Source organism: Parapedobacter sp. SGR-10 (assembly GCF_011030405.1).
GTDB lineage: Bacteria > Bacteroidota > Bacteroidia > Sphingobacteriales > Sphingobacteriaceae > Sphingobacterium.
This window is the reverse complement of the sequence record NZ_JAAJTJ010000004.1, coordinates 62511-77170: the sequence shown is the minus strand read 5'-3', so window position 1 is coordinate 77170 and position 14660 is coordinate 62511. Positions and strand designations below refer to the sequence as shown.

Here is a 14660-nt window from a genome sequence, read left to right as displayed (position 1 = left end):
TTTGTTTATGATGGTTACTATTTTATTCCACATATATCTTCCCTTCCTCCCTATGATATTTTACATTATTGGTCAGTTCGATAAGCTCTAACACTTCCTCGATACGTTTGTACCTACTGATCATACCGGTAATAGGTATATCTTTGATAGCCGGGTCGACCGTAACTGTCTGCCCGTACCACTGGGATATTTCGGCCATGACGTCTGCCATCTTTTCGTTTTCAAAATGGAAGAGTCCCTTATGCCAGGCTTCTATTTTATAGTTATCGGTTGATTTCGTTACTAATATGTTCGCTTCAGCTTCTTTCAACGATGCTTTTTGATTCGGTTTCAGGACAACGGCGGTCTTATATCTATTGTGTGTCAGACGTACCTTTCCTTCCAATAACAAAACATCCTCCAATGTATTCACCGAATTGACAATGAATTTGGTTCCTAAAACTTCTATCGTCTGTAAGGCTGTCTTCACGACAAAAGGTTTGTATCCCTGTTCTTCTTTAATCTTTTGTACATCAAACAACACTGTCCCTTCAATGCGGACCAGACGTTTTCCGTCTGTTTCAGGAAGAATATCTAAGGTGGAATTCGGATTCAGCCAAGCTGTCGTTCCGTCCTGCAAGCGGAAAGCAAATACTTTATCCGTCGGATTCTTGATCTGACTTAATTTTTGTCGGCTATCGTCTGTTATCGGAAGGTCATCCGGGAGTATAAATACACGCTCTCCATCGATAAGTTTATAGGACAGTCTTTCGAATGCACTGTCTAATAAGGTATAACTTTGTCCATCTTCCAATACGAAAACAGGTGTTTCCGGTGCTGTATTAATTTCCGTTGTACTGCTCTGCATGTCCTCAAGGGGGACTACGTTTGATTTCTGATTAAGGTTATTATAGATATAGAAAGAGGAAACGATCAGAACAACAGCCGCGGATGCTATTTTCAGGTACATCATCCGTCTTTTTAGCCTGTTCTCTTTTTTTATACTTCGGTCTATGCTGTCTTTCAAATCTCTTTCGATCGCGGAGAGTTTTGTCTCCGAAATATCTTCATCGGGAATGGAGTCATAGAAGTAGTCCACCATCTTCTCCTGCTCCACAGAAGACGTTCCTTTCAGATATTTATCGATAATAGATCGAAATCTATTTTTTAGAAATCTATTAGACATACACTTCAGATTTATAAATGCGCTCTATTACTAAGTCGTATTGCACAGGATCAAATCCCAAAAAAAATCAAAAAATAAATAAAAAGAGCTCGACGGAGAAGCCTGTGTAGTTCAGAGGAGGAGTTAAGAACTTGATTTTGAACGGTTTTTTGTGAAATATTCAACCGCATTGAAATCTCCTTATTAGATAACCCTTCTTCATATTTCAGGTGAAATATTTCTTTTCTTTTATGCGGTAAAGTATCGATCCAGTTATGTAAAGACTCAAAAAACTCTTTATCAGTCACTCTTGTATCGGTAAGATCGCTTGCTTTTATTTCTTCTACAAACTTATCTATCTCTACAAAGTCATAGCGTGCCTTACGGAATTCATCCAACACTTTGAATTTTACGGATTGCATCAAATAGGCTTTCACATTATGTATTTCGAGGGCAGCTCGCTTATTCCAGACATCTACAAATACGTCCTGTATGATGTCCTTAGCCAGATCCTCTATTTTTAACTTACTGTAGGTTTGAATATAAAGATCTTTCCAGGTTCTGGCATAGAGCTCATCAAATGCCTTGTTGTCATCAGCTTGTATGCGATGCCAAAGTTCCTCTAATGTACATAAGGAATACGGAAACTTCATAAACCAACAATCAACATTATAGTGTAATACAGGGTTTATAACTTTATAACAGACCTTACCTATATGGTCTACAACGGCTTTAACAAACTTATAAAAGTTTATCCAAACTCACAACTCAAAAAACTATTCTAACACATAAGAGTTCAATGGCTCATAACTTCCCTTCACATAGTAGTCGGTTGAGGTAAGCAAAACTCCCAAAATTATTTCAAAAAATTGTAAATTCCTGTTTTAACCTGAGCCCGATATAGGGAAAAATATTAAAAACACCGTTTTAGAGCTTAAAAAAAGCTTGATTTTTGCATATCTTTAACAAATGAAAAACACACTAAAACCATTCATTCTGCTTTTCGCAGGTTGGATCGTTTTGATAGGATCATCGTATGCTCAGCGACAACGTATCTCAGATAACCATACCATACTGCTGTACAACCGAAACGGTATTATCCCTTTCAAACGTTTGGACACCATGAAAATAGCGGTTGTGACACCAAACAAATCGGCTTATCCCTGTCTGGTGCGGATGTTACAGAAATATGGAGAAGTCACATCTTTCGATTTTTCAAACGATGCAGAAAACACCAAGGCCTTCAACACCATTATCCTTGTCGGCAGTGCTCAGGAACTTAACCAGAACATTTTGTTGCGCTATCGACAGCTAGCCAGCGCTGGCAAAAACGTTATCGTATGCTCCTTTCTAGAAAATAAATATGCCTTGTACGGTCAAAACCCCCGATTTGGAGGGCAAATGACGGAGATGGTATCGAACGGAAAAGACTGTGTAGCACAAGAAAACATGGCCATGAGTATATTTGGCGGCATGTCGATTACACAAGGGCTGTCCATCAACCGAACCGAACAAACCCGTTTGCAGTATGCGCAAACAACCCTCCATATCCGCAATAAAGAAGAACTGACAAAAAAGATAGATGCTATAGCAGCTGAAGCTATCCAGGCCAAAGCTACACCAGGCATGGTGGTGATGGCTTTAAAAAACAATCAGGTTCTTTTTGAAAAATCCTATGGATACCATACCTATGAGAAAAAACAGCCCACACAATTGGATGACATTTTTGATCTGGCCTCCATCAGCAAAATCGTGGGTACCACACCGGTCATCATGCACCTACAGGAGCAGGGAAAAATCGATCTGGAAAAGACCATAGGCGATTATTTAGAAGATGCCGCAGAGACTAACAAAGCCGATATTCCACTACGCACCGTATTGCTGCACGAGGCCGGATTCACACCCTTTATTCCTTTTTATAAGGATTTGAAGAAGGGAGATCTACAGACCTATTTCTCCGACACACATCAGACAAAGGTGGCCGATGGCGTCTACCTGCTGACCGACTACTACAAGAATGTCATGTGGCCCGAAATGCTAAAATCGAGCGTAAAATCAACGGGCAATTATGTCTATTCGGACATCAGTATGTATGTCATGAAAGAAGTGGTCGAACAGGTCAGTAGCACTCCCTTGAACAAGTACGTCTCCGATTTTCTATACAAACCCATAGGGATGAAGACCGCCGGTTATAATCCACGCGACCGTTTTGAAAGTAGTAGAATCGTCCCTACACAGCAAGATATGGTCTTTCGTAAAGTACTGTTGCAAGGGTATGTACACGACGAAGGAGCCGCCATGGCTGGAGGTATAGCCGGACATGCAGGGCTTTTTGCAACGGCCAACGATCTGGCTATCTATGGGCAGATGCTATTGAACAGAGGAGAATACGGTGGCGTACGATACTTTCAAGGTACAACGATCGACCTTTTTACTTCTCGCCAATCTTCACGTAGCAGAAGGGGGCTAGGTTTTGACAGATATGATCCAAACAGCAAAAACGGGTACCCTTCCAAACTGTCCAACAATTCCGTATATGGACATACTGGATACACAGGCACCTGTATTTGGATAGATCCCAAAAACCAGTTGGTCTATATCTTTCTGTCCAATCGGGTACATCCGCAGGTCACAAACAAATTGATCGACTTGAATATAAGAGGACGTATTCAAGATGCTATTTATGAAACCATTTTAAACAAAAGATAATGATGAAAACAATCCGTTTAGCTATTTTTCTTGGCCTTTCCTATGCAGGATTAGCAAATGCTCAAGATTACCAAAAAATTCATAAGGACATGATCGTCGTCGACGGACACAACGATGTGATATATAGTTCTGTCTTGAAAGGAAAAGACATTGGGAAAAAAATGTCCTCAGGTCATACCGATATCCCACGCTTGCAAAAAGGTGGTGTAGACGTGCAGGTATTTGCTGTATTTTCCAATGATGAAAGATGGAGAACAGGCGCTTTCAAACACGCCAACGATCAGATTGATTCGCTCGAAAGTGTAGTACGGCGCAATAGTTCCAAGATCGAGATAGCTAAATCTACACGAGATATCGAACGCATCGTAAATGAAGGCAAAATCGTGGCCTTAATAGGTGTGGAAAGTGGCAATATGATCGAAGAGTCCATCGAAAACCTCGAAGCACTGTACCAAAGGGGTACCCGCTACCTGACCCTCACGTGGAACTACAACCTACCTTGGGCCACTGCAGCAGCAGTAGAAGACAAAAAACCAGCCGATCTGCAAAAAGGTCTTTCAGAACATGGCAAAAAAATCATCAAGAAGATGAACGAACTGGGTATGATGGTCGATCTGTCACATGCCAGCAAAAAGACTTTCTACGATGTCATGGCTATTTCTACAAAGCCCGTATTGGCCTCCCATAGCAATGCAGCAGCCCTGACACCACATTTTCGCAACCTTGACGACGATCAGTTGGCCGCACTAAAGAAAAACGGGGGTGTTGTAGGCGTCAATTTTTATTCACCTTTTTTGGACACCGCCTACGATAGCCGTGTAAAGGATCTGTACCGGAAGCAATTTGGTCAAGAACCCGAAAAGAATAAGAGCGTATCTTTCCTTTATCGCAAATTAAACACCGAAAATCAACACTTGGCCAATACTCCTTTTGAGAGAGTTTTGGAGCATATCGACTATCTCGTCCAAAAAGCAGGTATAGACCATGTGGCTATTGGTTCGGACTTTGATGGCATTGAATCTCCTCCCCAACAATTGGAAGACGTATCCAAATTCCCGGTTTTGACGCAAGCACTATTACAAAGAGGATACACGGTGGAGGATGTATCCAAGATCATGGGGCTGAATTTTCTAAGGGTTCTGAAAGCAAATGAGAATTAAGGCACACGTGCACTAAGATTGATCTAGCGCACGACAAATTACCGTTATTGTGGAAATATATCGTCATTTCGACGACGTTAGGAGGAGAAATCTATGGACATATTCCTGTCTAACCATAGATATCTCCTCGTTCCTCGTCGATATGACGTGAACGGATTTTTGTCGTGTGCTTAAAATTTATCATGCATCAAGACGAAATTCCCTATTTTCGTAAAATGGCAAAATCAAAATCAGCATATTTCTGTCAGTCCTGTGGGTACGAATCACCCAAGTGGCTAGGGCAGTGTCCCTCATGCAAACAATGGAATACCTTTGTGGAGGAAGTGGTGGAGAAAACCTCTTCACGTGTACCCGAATGGCGTAGCACAGCTCCAGCCGGAACACAAAAACGTACCAACAAGGCCGCTATTATCCATGAGATCGTCTACCACGAAGAGCATCGTACATTGACCCCGGACAAAGAGTTCAACCGCGTATTAGGGGGCGGAATAGTTCCCGGATCGTTGGTGCTGATCGGAGGCGAACCCGGCATAGGTAAATCCACACTCATGTTGCAACTGGCCCTTTCCATCCCTCATATCAAGGTACTGTATATTTCGGGAGAAGAAAGTGAGCAACAGATCAAAATGCGGGCAGAACGCCTGTCGCAAAACTCAAAAGCCAATTGCTTCATCCTCACCGAAACCTCCACACAAAATATTTTCAAACAAGTGGAAGTGGTCGAACCAGACCTGATTGTCATTGATTCTATCCAAACATTGCATTCGGCGCAGATCGAATCAGCCCCTGGATCGGTATCTCAGGTCAGGGAATGTACAGCAGAGCTCTTGCGATTTGCCAAAGAGACAAATACGCCTGTATTCATCGTAGGGCACATTACCAAAGATGGTTCCATTGCAGGACCAAAAGTACTGGAACACATGGTGGATACTGTCTTGCAGTTTGAAGGAGATCGTCATCATGTCTACCGCATACTGCGTGCGATCAAGAATCGCTTTGGGTCATCGTCCGAACTGGGGATTTATGAAATGCAAGGATCGGGATTGCGTGAAGTATCCAACCCATCCGAAATCATGATCTCGCAACGTGATGCCCCCACGAGCGGTGTCGCTATTGCCGCAATGCTGGAAGGTATGCGTCCGTTGATGATCGAGGTACAGGCGTTGGTTTCCAATTCAGCCTTTGGTACGCCGCAGCGCAGCTCTACGGGCTTTGATACGAAACGTTTGAATATGTTGTTGGCCGTATTAGAGAAGCGTTTTGGCTTTCGGCTGAGTGTACAGGATGTATTCTTGAATATTGCAGGAGGCCTACGTGTAGAGGATCCAGCCATTGATCTAGCTGTAATTGCAGCCATTATCTCCTCCCAACAGGATATCCCACTAACCACCGGCACTGCATTTGCAGGAGAAGTCGGATTATCGGGCGAGATCCGTGCTGTCAACCGTATAGAACAGCGTATTTCCGAAGCCGAAAAACTGGGATTTGAAGGTATATTTATTTCCAAGTACAATACCAAAGGGCTCGATGCAAAAAAATACAATATCGCCATACGTCCGGTAGCGACGTTGGAGGATGTCTTTGGGGCTTTATTTGGGTAAGATTTCAATTGCCAGGGGCTTAAGCCCAATGCTGGCGCACGAATCCTTTCGTGTGCCATAAAAGAATAAGCACACGAAAGGATTCGTGCGCTAACATAAGAGAAAAAACAATACCACCCCTCTTACTTTACCAACTCCTGCAATTTATTCCGCAACACCTCACCTTGCAGATTTCTCGCCACAACAATCCCATTCGGATCCACAAGCACATTCTGGGGGATAGCTTTGATACCATAGCTCAATGCTGCCCCATTATTCATATTCTGCAAGTCGGAGACATGTTTCCATCCCAAACCATTGTCATCGATATATTTCTTCCATACCTTGAAATCACTGTCAAAAGATACGCCCAGAATCTCGAAGCCTTTATCTTTAAATGCAGCATAGATCTCTTTGTAAAAAGGGATTTCTTTACGGCTCTGTGCATTCCAGGAAGCCCAAAAACTGACCAACACATATTTCCCTTTAAGGTTTTGCAATCCATACGGCTCCCCTGCCAGATCAAATTGTGTGATGCCAGGAGCTTTTTTGCCGGGAGAACTTTTTTCCAAAGACGCTATATAATGTTGTAAAAACTTACCTTCGGTTGTTTTTCGTATTTTTTTATCCAACGTCTTGAACAGGTTATCAAGCTCTTTGTAATCCGGATTCTGCACATCTATCCGTTGGATCAAGCGGATACTCTCTTTTTCTCCGGGATTGGACTTTATCTGTTCGATGAGTTCCGCTTTTGTCTGTGCAAACAATAGGGAAGGCAATAACCCGATTAGGCAGACCAAAAATGTTTTCATATTCTGTATTTTTATTATTCAAAGATAAATTATTCTCCTACATTAGCTTTTTAAAACATGAAAAATTGCATGATAGATGGCAGGAACAACGTCAGAAGTTCTACTATTGTCATTCTGAGGCCTGCCGACTGCGAAGCAGGCATCAGGGTCGAGTGCGGGAATGTGGGGCTGATGCAACACTGAATCTGTAGACTGTATAGCAATTAGATTCTTCATTTCATTCAGAATGACAAATCGCAATCTATCGCACACCTTTATAAACAAGTTTGAGCACGTATGAAACCTTTTGTTTCCAAATTGCCGGCGACACCTGTCAGCATTTTTTCCCGAATGAGCCAGTTGGCACAAACGCATCAAGCCGTTAATCTTTCGCAAGGTTTTCCAGACTTTGATCTTGCGCCTGAGCTTATACAACTTGTGACTACCTATATGCAAAAAGGGTTTAATCAATATGCGCCAATGCCGGGTACATTCCCCTTGCGCGAATGTATCGCCAAAAAATATCAAGTCCTTGCACAGACCATAGTGGACCCTGAGACGGAGATTACGATTACGGCCGGAGGTACACAGGCTCTTTTTACGGCTATAGGTACGCTGATATCACCGGGAGATGAGGCGATCATCTTTGAACCGGCATATGATTCGTACCGTCCCAGTATCGAAGCCTTTGGCGGTAAGGTCATCCCTTTTTCATTACAGGCACCTGCATTCCGAATTGATTGGGAAGAGGTGGAACACAAAATTACAGAACGGACAAGAGTAATCATCATCAACAATCCGAACAATCCCACGGGCCGTATTTTGACAAGGGCAGATATTATTGCACTAGAACATCTGGTCGTCACCCACGGGCTTTTTGTCATCAGTGACGAGGTATATGAACATATCACCTACGATGGGCAATCCCATGAAAGTGTCCTCCAATCACCGATATTGCGTGAAAGGGCTTATGTTGTAGCCTCCTTTGGTAAGCTGCTACATGCCACAGGCTGGAAAATAGGTTACGTCGTCGCCAATACACATCTAACAGCAGAATTCAGAAAGATCCACCAATTCAATGTATTTTCTGTCAATACGCCCATGCAGATGGCCATAGCAGAATATTTGTCAGATATAAACTATTATTCCTCCTTACCCCTCTACTTTCAGGAAAAACGTGATTATCTGGCCAAAGCATTGGCACAAACACGATTTAAAGTATTGCCTTGCGAAGGTACTTATTTTATGCTATTGGATTATTCCTCCATCTCTGACCTCTCCGAATTGGATTTTGCAGTGCATTTGACCCAAACAGCCGGCGTGGCCATGATTCCGGTTTCTTCATTTTATACAGACAATCTCAACCAAAGTCTTTTGCGTATATGTTTCGCGAAGAAAGAAGAAACCTTGGATGAAGCAATCGACCATTTGTTGAAAATCTAAATCTAAAAGAGACACACGCAGCACGTCTACCTACCGGTAGGCACGTGTGCCGCGTGTACTTAAACCTAGTTCTTAATTTAGCGCAATGGTTTGCATTGAAAAAAAATTATTAAAAAATTTTAATAATTGTATCTTTGTTGGTTAGAGCCTGATATTATTTTACTTTTTTATAGATACACCTCAATCAACACATAACATGGCAAGATTAAACTTATTAGAAGAAACACGTTTTGAAAAAGTTCCTGTAAAGGTCTATCCAAATCAAAATACCGCTTCTGTCGATGTTGCCCATCGCATCGCTTCCATTATCAAGAATAAACAAGCTAAGGGGGAGACAGCCGTATTAGGTTTGGCTACAGGAGCCACTCCTGTGAAAGTCTACCAAGAACTTGTAAGATTGCATAAGGAAGAAGGACTAAGCTTCAGGGATGTCGTGACTTTCAATCTGGATGAATATTATCCTATGCAGCCGACAGATGATCAAAGTTATGTGAGCTTCATGAAGAAACACTTATTTGACCATATCGATATCCCGGCAGCAAACATCAATATTCCCGACGGCACATTGGCTCCCGAAGAAATACAAGGTTATTGTGAAGCCTATGAGCAAAAGATTTCCAATTTGGGCGGTTTGGATATACAGATTCTGGGGATCGGTCGTACCGGACATATCGGGTTTAATGAACCTGGCTCGGCACCCAACTCCGGAACCCGTCTAGTCACATTGGACGATTTGACAAGACGTGATGCTTCCCGGGACTTTGGTGGAAAGGAAAATGTACCAACCAAGGCTATTACGATGGGGGTGGGCACAATTTTCAAGGCCAAGGAAATCATTTTGATGGCCTGGAACGAAAAAAAGGCAGAGATCATCAAGAAAGCCGTCGAAGGCGAAATCTCTCCCGAAATACCAGCTACCTACCTACAATTGTCCGATCATGTGGAATTCATACTTGATCAAGATGCGGCAGGTATGCTGACACGCTTCGATACCCCTTGGTTGGCTCGTGATGTAGTATGGGACGAAAGCCTGACCAAAAAAGCTGTTGTCTGGTTGTCTTTAAAACTGGGCAAAGCCATCCTCAAGTTGACTGACGATGACTACAACAACAACGGTATGGCAGAGCTTGTAACCGAACAGGGGCCTGCTTACAGCATCAATATCAAGATATTCAACGACCTGCAACGTACGATTACCGGATGGCCTGGTGGAAAGCCGAATGTAGATGATTCCAACCGTCCAGAACGTGCCGAGCCAGCCCGCAAGAACGTAATCTTATTTTCGCCTCACCCGGATGACGATGTGATTTCGATGGGTGGTACGTTTATCCGTTTGGCGGATCAGGGACACAATATACATGTCGCTTACCAAACTTCCGGCAATACGGCCGTGTGGGATGATGATGTACTGCGTTACTTGGAGTTTGTCCAGGATTTTGCCATAGCGATCGACGATGATAAAGGGTTGACAAGCAAGATCTATGCTGAAGCACGTGAGTTTTTCAAGACCAAAAAACCCAACCAGGTTGATCCCGAAATCATTCGTATTGTCAAAGCATTGATCCGTAAGGGCGAAGCTATTGCCGGTGCTCGTTTTGTAGGTCTTCCGGACGAAAACATACATTTCCAAAACCTTCCGTTCTATGACAGAAGCAAATTTTCCAAAGACGTATCTTTTGAAGATGACATACAGCAGACTATGGAATTGCTACGTCAGGTAAAACCTCATCAAGTCTTTGCTGCAGGTGACTTTGCTGATCCACACGGCACGCACAAGGTTTGTTTTGACATTATACTGAAAGCTCTCTTACGCCTTCGCGAGACGGACGAATGGACCAGGGACTGTTGGCTGTGGCTGTATCGTGGCGCATGGCATGAATATCCGATTCATGAGATCGAAATGGCTGTACCGCTTTCGCCGCAAGAGGTCAAACGCAAACGTTTGGCTATCTTCAAGCACCAATCCCAAAAAGATGTTCCTGTATTTCCTGGTGATGATCCTCGTGAATTCTGGGTACGTGCCGAAGACCGTACAAGTGAAACGGCAGGACTTTACCACAAACTGGGGCTAGCCGATTATGAAGCTATCGAGGCTTTTGTACGGTGGAAGTTTGATTAAAAAAATGATCCTAGCGCACGCGTGTCGCGTGAACTTATAGAAACGTAGGCACCCCCGCGCCAGAATTATGTAGAGACGTTGCATATGCAACGTCTCTACAATTATTACCCTACCAAAAAAATTTCCGATTATAAACCATTTTTGACTTTCCGCGTCTTCCACGGTGTACACAATTGATCTACCTTTGCAACCAAATATTATTTATAATTAGTTTAAATAAGATATGGATTTAAAATTTTTACTATCTTGTGTAGGTATGGGCTTAGGAATGACGTTTGTCCACGCACAGACAAACCTCAAGGGCCGTGTAGTGGATTTGGAACATAAACCCATTTCAGCAATTACCGTCAGTACCGGAAATAAATCGGTGACAACCGATCAATCGGGTACTTTTGAAATTTATGTTGATAGACCGGGCCGTTTTAAGGTCTCCTTTTCCGCCGTCGGCTATCCGAAGAAACAATTGGTGATTGATCCGGCAGGTTCGGAAACAGTATTAGGCGAAGTCATCCTTTCCAAACAGGAGTATAATATTGATGAGGTAGAAGTGTTTGGCGAAAGGGGAAAACAACCCAAAGGTCTGGAAGATATCACCCGTATGCCGCTCAAACCCTCCGATCAGATTCAGAGTATATCAATCATTTCGCATAAAGTGATCGAGGACCAAGGCGCACTTACCTTGACAGATGCCGTACGCAATATTCCGGGCGTAACCCTATTCGGTAGCTACGGAGGGGTAAAAGAGTCCATGTCTACACGTGGATTTCGTGGTGTACCGGTATTGAAAAACGGTGTCCGTATGGATTCACAGTTTCAGACAGCCTCCGGTGTAGTCGATATGCAGGGAGTGGAATCTATACAGATGATCAAAGGTTCAGCAGCGATCACACAAGGCGTCATCAGCGACCTGGGCAATGCGGGTGGCGTCATCAACGTCGTCACCAAAACACCTAATTTCACCAACGAAGGTGAAGTCGGTGTACGTGCCGGAAGCTGGGGACAGTTCCGTCCGGTATTTGATGTACAGTCCGTTCTGGACAAAAAAGAGTCTTTGGCGATACGTTTCAACGGCTCTTATGAGCGTGCCGACAGCTACCGCAAGTACGTATCGTCGAATAGCGTATACTTCAATCCCGCTCTGAAATGGAAAGCGTCGGATCGTACCATTATTACTTTAGAGGGAGACTATCTAAATAGCAATAAGACACCGGTCACTTCGGCAGTCAACCTCAATAGCTCTCAAGGAGTGAATGCCCTGTATCTATTGCCCAATGACAGAATTATGGGCCTTGCATCGGACAATAACAATACCGTCATGTCCAGTTTCATGGCGACGATCAATCATTCGCTGACAGATCATTTTCGGTTGCGGGCAGCGTATGCATCGTCTTCGTACCGGGTAGACAACCAGTCTACAGGTGTCTCCCTACTGAGGGGGGATAATCCGAATTTCGAGCTTTTCAGCAGATCCATGTCCAGAAGCCTTCGCGACGATAAGAACAAGACCGTACAGTTTGACTTGATCGGCGAAGATCTCTACACCGGAAAAATCAAACATACCCTGCAAGCTGGCTTTGATTTTCGGATAGTAGATGCCAACACGACTTCCTATAGCGGGAAGCTCTCACCCATTGAAAGCGGTGTGGCGCTAGGCAATACAAATATAATTGATACCATAAATATACATGGAAACTGGTCTGCCGACCTGGCATCGGTCAGTTATTTAGATTTTAATGGTATCGCACGCACAGGAAAGAAAATTGCCTTTGTTGCAGGTACGCCGGTAGATGCAGACTACGATACATTCGGTATACTGGCACAAGACGTCGTGGAGTTTAACCCTTATATCAAAGTGGCTTTAGGACTCCGCTATTCGGAGATCAACACAAAGAATATGGGTGACAACAACTCGCAGAGACACTCTGCCTGGAACCCTAGCATAGGTTTTATCGTCACTCCGATCAAACATACCAATGTGTTTGCATCCTACACCAATTCCACCAGTCTCCGAAGTGCGGCAAACAAGATGGTCGGCGGCGCCGAAATAGGACCATCTTCGACCGAACAGTTTGAAGCTGGTATCAAGTCTGATTGGTTGGATGAGAAGCTCCGTTTTAACTTCACTTATTTCCATATCTATACGTCGAACCTGTCCAACGCCGAATACGAAGAGGGTACCACTACACAGACAGGTTACTATTTCAAGGCCGGGGATCTGCTTCGGGACGGTATAGAGGTCGAATTGAATGGTCGTATATTGGACAATCTGACCGTCATGGTTGGGTATGCCTATCTGGACGCACGTTACAAGAATTCTCCTTCGTATGTAGATGGCTCCGCGCCAATGAATGCTCCCGACCACACAGCAAACGGATGGGTACAGTATGTATTCAACCAAGGTTTTTTGAAGGATCTGAGTCTCAGTGCCGGTGTGTACTATGTGGGCAAGCGTCCGGTCAATGAGTATAGCAACAATTACGACGGACATACGTACAATCCGGGTATAGAACCGTTTGACATGCCAGCCTATACCACAGTGAATGCACAGTTGGGATATAAGCTCAATAAATGGCAGGCACGTGTATTCCTCAACAACCTAACGGATGAGGTCGGGTTAAACTCTTACTTCCGCGGGGGATTTATCAATCAAATCGATCCAAGAAATGCAGCATTTTCTTTGAGTTATAAATTCTAGGGATAAATCGTATTTAATACAGCTTCTCAACTCTTCCAAAGTTTTGAACTTTGGAAGAGTTTTCTGCTTTATAAATACTACATACTGATATACTGTTCCATCTCGGCAAAGAATTGCACCCCTTCCTGCGCTACCATGAAAGTATAGCGCAAGGAATTGGGGATAAAACCAAAAAATCTCTTGAATGCAGAAGAGAAATGCGTAGAATGCTTGTACCCCGTCATTCTCGCCACATCCGACACCCGATACTCCCCTGTCATGATGAGGTTTTTAGCATGTTCCATCTTTGCTTCGGTAATGTAACTCATGACCGTCTTGCCAAAATATTGCTTGAAATATTTCTTGAGGTACTGTTCATTTGTACCTACAGCCTTTGCCAATTCATGGATCGTATAATTTCGTGATAAATCCGTATCGATAATCTTTTTCGCCTGTAAAATCTTATCATAGTGATTTTTATTGACAATGATCTCGTGCTTCGCATTTTCGGCATAGAAGCCTTCAATCTGATGTATCAATATTTCTGTAATCAGAGACTGTATACGCAATCTTTCGAGATGACCTTGCTGTACGGAATGCTCCAAAATCTGCCTGGCCATGAGATTGATACGTTGATCGCTCTTGGTCAAGAAACCATGTTCAAACCGTTCCTCCTGTGTCAGCATCTTGACATAAAATTCTTCCAATACGACCAATGGCACAAACAAGAGAATGGCAACATTTTCTTCACACAGGTTCTTCCATTCAAAAAGCTGACCTTTTCGGATAGGGTGCAGTATATTCTCACAGCACCGGATGAGATAAGATGTCTGATCTACAAAATAAGTACTCGTGCCGGTCCCCTCAACCAATAGCACATTGACAAATCCATCGACCGGACTAGCATGGACTACGAAATCACTCCCCCTCAGAATTGTGTAGTGTGCTTGGAAATTGAAATTTGTCAAATCCTCCTTGTAGGACAAGGCAAGCGGTGTATTTATTTCCGAATTTGAATCTTTTTTTTCGTTTCCCGTCAT

Annotated in this window: 11 protein-coding genes; 7 read left to right on the top strand and 4 right to left on the bottom strand. The window is 43.4% G+C overall.

Annotation, left to right across the window (positions count from 1 at the left end; translation table 11 throughout):
* Positions 1-22: 22 nt before the first annotated feature.
* Both G5B00_RS05260 and G5B00_RS05255 read right to left on the bottom strand, forming a co-directional pair.
* Positions 23-1165 (bottom strand): FecR family protein, encoded by a 1143-nt coding sequence (locus G5B00_RS05260; RefSeq protein WP_163872219.1) that lies wholly within the window; start codon positions 1163-1165, stop codon positions 23-25.
* 50 nt (positions 1166-1215) lie between these two features.
* On the bottom strand, positions 1216-1797 hold the full coding sequence (locus G5B00_RS05255) for an RNA polymerase sigma factor (protein WP_163872218.1): 582 nt from the start codon (positions 1795-1797) through the stop codon (positions 1216-1218).
* 316 nt (positions 1798-2113) lie between these two features.
* On the opposite strand from G5B00_RS05255, the gene G5B00_RS05250 reads away from it, so the two are divergent.
* The 3 genes from G5B00_RS05250 (at position 2114) to radA (ending at position 6614) form a co-directional block, all read left to right on the top strand.
* Positions 2114-3853 (top strand): serine hydrolase domain-containing protein, encoded by a 1740-nt coding sequence (locus G5B00_RS05250; protein ID WP_163872217.1) that lies wholly within the window; start codon positions 2114-2116, stop codon positions 3851-3853.
* Positions 3853-5013: a dipeptidase gene (locus tag G5B00_RS05245; RefSeq protein ID WP_163872216.1), complete on the top strand. Its 1161-nt coding sequence runs from the start codon at positions 3853-3855 to the stop codon at positions 5011-5013. Before G5B00_RS05250 ends, G5B00_RS05245 begins: the two co-directional genes overlap by 1 nt.
* 215 nt (positions 5014-5228) lie before the next feature.
* Complete coding sequence (radA, locus tag G5B00_RS05240) at positions 5229-6614, top strand: DNA repair protein RadA (RefSeq protein ID WP_163872315.1); 1386 nt, start codon at positions 5229-5231, stop codon at positions 6612-6614.
* A gap of 122 nt (positions 6615-6736) precedes the next feature.
* On the opposite strand, the gene G5B00_RS05235 is transcribed toward radA, so the two are convergent.
* Positions 6737-7405: a TlpA family protein disulfide reductase gene (locus tag G5B00_RS05235; RefSeq protein ID WP_163872215.1), complete on the bottom strand. Its 669-nt coding sequence runs from the start codon at positions 7403-7405 to the stop codon at positions 6737-6739.
* A gap of 57 nt (positions 7406-7462) precedes the next feature.
* Here G5B00_RS05235 and G5B00_RS18275 point away from each other — a divergent pair, with 57 nt between their 5' ends.
* The 4 genes from G5B00_RS18275 to G5B00_RS05220 all read left to right on the top strand — a co-directional run bounded on the left by G5B00_RS18275 (position 7463) and on the right by G5B00_RS05220 (position 13641).
* Positions 7463-7588 carry a hypothetical protein gene (locus G5B00_RS18275; protein ID WP_255453781.1) on the top strand — a complete coding sequence of 42 codons (126 nt, stop codon included), beginning with the start codon at positions 7463-7465 and terminating at the stop codon, positions 7586-7588.
* A gap of 93 nt (positions 7589-7681) precedes the next feature.
* On the top strand, positions 7682-8827 hold the full coding sequence (locus tag G5B00_RS05230; protein ID WP_163872214.1) for a methionine aminotransferase: 1146 nt from the start codon (positions 7682-7684) through the stop codon (positions 8825-8827).
* A gap of 196 nt (positions 8828-9023) precedes the next feature.
* A complete protein-coding gene (gene nagB / locus G5B00_RS05225; RefSeq protein WP_163872213.1) occupies positions 9024-10946 on the top strand; it encodes a glucosamine-6-phosphate deaminase in 1923 nt (640 codons plus the stop codon).
* 223 nt (positions 10947-11169) lie between these two features.
* Positions 11170-13641, top strand: a complete 2472-nt coding sequence (locus G5B00_RS05220) for a TonB-dependent siderophore receptor (RefSeq protein ID WP_163872212.1) — start codon at positions 11170-11172, stop codon at positions 13639-13641.
* A gap of 77 nt (positions 13642-13718) precedes the next feature.
* Here the strand turns inward: G5B00_RS05220 and G5B00_RS05215 are convergent, their stop codons facing one another.
* The gene (locus G5B00_RS05215; RefSeq protein ID WP_163872211.1) at positions 13719-14660 is read right to left on the bottom strand and encodes a helix-turn-helix transcriptional regulator; all 942 of its coding nucleotides are present in this window, start codon (positions 14658-14660) and stop codon (positions 13719-13721) included.